This window comes from Gordonia sp. GN26 (assembly GCF_054823965.1).
Genome location: NZ_JSYC01000162.1, coordinates 1 through 3,216 on the forward strand (window position 1 = coordinate 1; position 3,216 = coordinate 3,216).

Genomic DNA, 3,216 nt, shown 5'->3' on the forward strand with positions numbered 1-3,216 from the left:
GCGCAGCAGCGGATGTGGTTCATCAACCAGCTCGACCCGGCCAGCGGTATGTACAACATCCCGGTGGTCCTTCGGATCAGCGGTGACCTCGACGTGGTGGCCTTGCGCGTCGCGGTGGGTGACGTCGTCGCCCGGCACGAGACGCTCCGGACGACGTTCCCGGACGCCGACGGCATACCGTTCCAGTTGGTGCACGAGGTCACCGAGATCCCCGAGCATCTCGACTGGCGACACATCGGTTCGGTCGCAGACATCGAGGCCGCGGTCTCGACCGGATTCGTGCTGAACCGGGAATGGCCTGTGCGAGTGCGCGTCTGGGAGACTGCGCCGGGGGAGCACGTCGTCGCGATGGTCATGCACCACATCGCCTCCGACGGTGAGTCGTTCGCGCCGCTGGTCTCCGATCTGGTGACTGCGTACCTCGCACGTTCGACCGGTGAGGCGCCGGTGTTCGCACCGCTCGAGGTGCAATACGCCGATTACGCCTTATGGCAGCGTGAGGTGCTCGGTTCGCCGGAGGACCCGGCGTCGGTGGTCGGCCGTCAGCTCGCCTACTGGACCAAGCAGCTCGGCGGTCTGCCGGATGTGCTCGAGCTGCCGACGGATCGGCCACGCCCGCAGACCGCGACCGGCCGGGGTGCACAGACCGCCTTCGACATCCCCGTCGATATCGCCGACGGCATCGCGAGACTTGCCGCGCAACGCGGCGTCACCCCGTACATGGTCGTGCACGCGGCCCTGGCCGTGGTTCTCGCCCGGTTGTCGGGTACTGACGATCTCGCCATCGGGTCGCCGTTCGCCGGCCGTGGCCAGCGTGAACTCGAACCGCTGGTCGGCATGTTCGTCAACACTCTCGTATTGCGTTCGCGCGTCGCCGGATCCGAGACCTTCGCGGAGATGCTCGCCGACGTCCGCGACACCGACCTGGCCGCGTTCGCGCACGCCGACGTCGCCTTCGAGTCGGTCGTCGAAGCGGTCGATCCGGTCCGTAGCGCTGCGTTCGCACCGCTGACCCAGGTGTGGCTGAGTGTCGAAGAGGGCGCCGGTCAGCAATCGGCCGAACTGCCCAACGGGCTGGTCGTCTCACCCGCCGACGAGGGCCCGACGCTCGCCAAGGTCGACCTCGGTTTCGGTGTATACACCGCGCCCGCGGGTGCACCCTGGTCGGGTTCGGTCACCTATGCGACCGATCTTTTCGACGAGTCGACGGTCCGCGCGACGGCCGACCGACTGATCCGGGTGCTGGCTGCGGCGGTCGCCGACCCCGACGTACTGGTCGGCGATATGGATCTGCTGGACCCCGTGGAGCGTTCGCAGATCGCGGACTGGTCGGGATCGGCAACCGATCGCGAGGCGGGGCTCGGGACAGGAACCATCGCCGATCTGGTGGAGAAGGTCGAGCCGTCGTTCATGCACGCCACCGCGGTGATCGACGGTGACCGCACCATCGACTACCGCGAGCTCACCGACCGCACCAATGCGCTTGCGCGACAGCTGATCAGCCTGGGCGTCGGTCCTGACGTGCCCGTGGCGATCTCGCTGCCGCGCTCGATGGAGATGGTGATCGCCTCGCACGCCGTGATCGCCGCCGGCGGTCATTTCGTCCCCGTGTCCGTCGACGCACCCGCCGAGCGGGTCCGCTACATTCTCGACGCAACCGGTGCCGACGTACTCGTGGTCTCGGCGCATGCGCGTGAGGCCGCCGACCGCGTCGAGCCGGGAAGCGTGACGATCGTCGAGGTGGACGGTTCGGCGCCCCTCACCGGCGACGCGTCGACCATCACCGATGCCGACCGCACCGCCTCGCTCCACGCCGACCACGCGATGTACACCATCTTCACCTCGGGTTCGACGGGTAAGCCGAAGGGCGTCACCGTGTCTCACCGTGCGGCGATGGCGATGTTGCATGCCGATCACCTCGACCACGAATTCACCCCGGCCGACGTGATCCTGGCGGTGCTCGACTTCACCTTCGACCCGTCGGTGCTCGACCTGTTCCGTCCGGTCATCAGTCAGGGCACGCTCGTCATCGTCGGACAAGGTCAGCAACGCGACCCATGGGCGTTGCGGGACTACGTCATCCGGCATCGCGTCACCTCGATCATGATGGTGCCGTCCATGCTCTCGCTGATGCTCGGCGAGCTGTCCGACGACGACTTCGCGGCGATGCGATCGGTGCGGACCGTGCAGCTCGGCGGCGAGGCGCTGCCTCCCGCCCTCGCCGACGCCATGCACCGGGTGTGGCCACAGGCCACCCTCCACAACCAGTACGGGCCCACCGAGACCGTCATCTACTCGACGATCGCCGAGGTCGGATCGGGACTGTCGACGGTGCCCATCGGCGCCCCGACCCCGCATGCCACCGCCCAGATCCTCGACTCGCGACTGCATCCGGTGCCGGTCGGCGTACCCGGCGAGCTGTACCTCGGCGGTATTCAGATAGCCCGCGGGTACATCGGCCGCCCGGGTCTGACCGCCGAACGATTCGTCGCGGACCCGAGCGGACCAGCCGGATCGCGCATGTACCGGACCGGCGACATCGTGCGTTGGCGCGCCGACGGTCAGATCGAATACCTCGGACGTGTCGACTTCCAGGTCAAACTCCGTGGCCAGCGAATCGAACTCGGCGAGATCGAGTCGGTGATCGCATCCACGCCAGGTGTCCGCGAGGTCGTCGTCACAGTCCTCGAGACCCCAACCGGCGCACAGAGTCTCGTCGCCTATGTCACCGCCGACGCCGACGTCACGGTGACCGCACTGCGTGACCACGCCGCCGAGCGGCTGCTCCCGTTCATGCGCCCGGGCTTGTGGACGCTGCTCGACGATATGCCGGTCAACGCGGCCGGCAAGGTCGATCGGGAGCGCTTGCCCGCACCGGATTTCGGCGGAGTCGACGTCGTCGCACCGGTCGGTGCCGACGAAGAAGCGGTCGCCGCGGTCTTCGCCGACATCCTCGGCATCGAGCAGGTCAGCGTCACCGAGTCCTTCTTCGATCTCGGCGGTACGTCCCTCAACGCGGCCCGATTGGCAGCGCGCGTGTCGGCTGCACTGGATGCCGAAGTCCGTGTCCGGGACGTGTTCGACGCGCCTTCCGTCCGTGAACTGGTCGAGGCCGTCGCGGGACGCAGCCCTGCGCTGCCGCCGATCGTTGCCGTCGAACCGCGGCCCGACCGGGTGCCGTTGTCGTTCGCGCAGCAGCGGATGTGGTTCATCAAC

At 67.9% G+C, this 3,216-nt stretch carries 1 protein-coding gene; it reads left to right on the plus strand.

Annotated elements, in window-relative coordinates; translation table 11 throughout:
* The coding region (locus tag OK17_RS21620; protein WP_461418709.1) for an amino acid adenylation domain-containing protein at positions 1-3,216 on the plus strand (3,216 nt) is incomplete at both ends.